We start from the raw sequence: 2402 nt of genomic DNA, 5'->3' as shown, positions 1-2402 counted from the left end.
CAGGCCGCCGGTTTGAGCAAGCGTTTCGGCCGCACACTCGCGGTGGACGATCTCTCGTTGTCCGTGGCTCCCGGGGAGGTCTTCGGCTTCCTCGGCCCGAACGGCGCGGGCAAATCAACCACCATCAGAATGCTGCTCGGTTTCCTCCGTCCCTCGGCCGGGACGGCGACGGTGTTCGGCGTTCCGGCGGCCGATGTCCGGCGGGCGCACCGATCGCTGGGGTACGTGCCCGGCGATGTCGCGTTGTGGCCGGACCTGACCGGGGGCGAGATCCTCGAACTGCTGGCCCGGGTCGGGCCGGGCATCGATCCGGGATATCTCGCGGAACTGGTGCGCCGCTTCGAAGTGGACCTGGGGAAGCCCGCGAAAACCTACTCGACCGGCAACCGTCAGAAGGTGGCCCTGGTCGCCGCCTTCGCGAGCAGGGCGCCGTTGCTGGTGATGGACGAGCCGACCGGCGGCCTGGATCCGTTGATGGAACAGGTGTTCCGGCGATGCGTGGCCGAAGCACGGGAACGGGGACAGACGGTCTTCCTCTCCTCGCACCAGCTCGCCGAGGTCGAGGCGGTCTGTGACCGGGTGGGGATCCTGCGTGCCGGGCGCCTGGTCGAGATCGCCGGCCTCACCGAGTTGCGTCGCCTGCACCGGACCTCGGTGGAGATCGGCTATCGCGGCGCGGAACCGTCCCTTGTGGACGTTCCGGGGGTGATGGACGTCGAGCGGCCGGGCGCGGGCCTGCTGCGGTTCACCCTGTCCGGCCCGCCGGGCCCGGCGTTGCGCGCGCTCGCCGCCGCCGACGTCACCATGCTGTCGATGCGTGAACCGACGCTCGAAGAGATCTTCCTCGACTACTACGGCGAGAACGCGCGATGAGCACGGCACCGGCCGAGACCGTGAGCCCGCGGTCGGACTCGGCGCCCGGCATCGAGAGGAGTGCGGGCGCCGCCGTCACACTGCACTTCGCCAGGCGGATTCGGCGTGGCGTGCTGCTCGTCGGCGTCGCGGCGGCCGGGATGTCGGCCGTCGTGGCAGGCCAGTACCAAGCCACCTTCGCCGGTGAGCTCGACGGCGCGGCACTCCGGGCGCTGGCGGAGAACCCGGCCATCCGGATCCTGTTCGGGCCACCGGTCGCGCTGGACGATCCCGGCGGCTTCACCGTGTGGCGCACCGGAACTCCCGTCCAGATCCTGACCGGGGTTTGGGCGTTGCTGGCCGCGACCCGGCTCACCCGTGGCGAAGAGGACTCCGGCCGGGCGGAGATGCTGCTCGCGGGTCGTGTGCGGGCGATCGATCCGCTCACGCGAGTGCTGGCCGTGCTGGGTGCGGCGTCCGCCCTGATCGCCGCGGCCGTAGCCGTTGCCCTGCTGGTCACCGGTACCCAACCTGCGGGTGCGGTCATCCACGCCGCCGGTCTGTTCGGCGTGACGATGACCTTCGCCGCCGCGGGCGCGGTCGCCGGGCAACTCATGCCGTCCCGCGCCACCGCCACAGGGCTCGCCGTCGCGGCGCTCGGGGCCGGTCTGTTCCTGCGCATGCTCGCGGACGGTGTCAGCGCGCTGTCCTGGGCCTCGTGGGTCACCCCGTTCGGCTTGACGGCCAACGCCGCACCGTACGCGGACAACAGGATCGTCCCGCTGCTCGTCCTCGTACTGTTCCCCGCGCTGCTCACCACGGCGGCGGTGATCGCGTGCTCGCACCGGGACGTCGGCAGGGGAGTGCTGAACCCTTCGGGCAGGCGACGGCCGAGAGTGCGGCTGCTGGGATCGGTCACCGGGTTCGCCGCCCGGCGAGCGGCGCGCCCCACCGCTGGCTGGTCGCTGGCGATCGGGGCCTACTTCCTGCTCGTCGGCGTGCTCATCGCGTCGATTCTGCGGTTCATGCGAGAGAACCCGCGGTTCGCCGAGCTGGCGACGGCCGCGGGGTTCGGCGGTCTCGGCACGGCCGAGGGATTCGCGGCGGCGATGTTCAGCCTGCTCACCATCCCGGTCGGCCTTTACGCCGCGACACGGATCGCCGCCTTCGCGACGGCCGAGACCGACCGGCGGCTGACTCCGCTGCTGGCGCTACCCCTTTCCCGGCGGCACATCGTGCTCACCGAACTCCTGCTCACCGGTCTGGGAGTGCTGGTGCTCCTGGCCGTCGCGGGACTGACGCTCTGGTGCGGCGCGACCATCGCGGACGCTCCGTTGGACCTCACGGCGGCGCTCGCCGGAACGGCCAACGTCGCGCCGGTCGCCCTGCTCGCCCTCGGCACCGCGGCACTCGCGCTCGGCTGGGCACCTCGCGCGGTCGCGGCGCTGGGCGCGCTCCCGGTCGCCGGTGGCTTCCTGCTCACCGTGATCCTGCAGAGCACTCAGGGACCCGCGTGGCTCACCTACCTTTCCCCGTACACCTACTTGGCT

Annotated in this window: 2 protein-coding genes; both read left to right on the top strand. The window is 71.7% G+C overall.

The genetic code is table 11. From position 1 onward, the window contains the following. Positions 1-873 (top strand): ABC transporter ATP-binding protein (locus AVR91_RS42315; protein ID WP_063273819.1); only part of this gene is annotated, 873 nt, incomplete at its 5' end. Further along, positions 870-2402, top strand: a 1533-nt coding sequence (locus AVR91_RS42310; RefSeq protein WP_063273820.1) for a hypothetical protein, incomplete at its 3' end; no start/stop codon positions are given. The genes AVR91_RS42315 and AVR91_RS42310, both read left to right, overlap by 4 nt.

The sequence above is a fragment of the Amycolatopsis keratiniphila subsp. keratiniphila genome, from assembly GCF_001620365.2.
GTDB classification, from domain to species: domain Bacteria; phylum Actinomycetota; class Actinomycetes; order Mycobacteriales; family Pseudonocardiaceae; genus Amycolatopsis; species Amycolatopsis keratiniphila.
The sequence above is the reverse complement of the archived record's forward strand: the minus strand, read 5'-3'. Positions and strand labels throughout refer to the sequence as shown.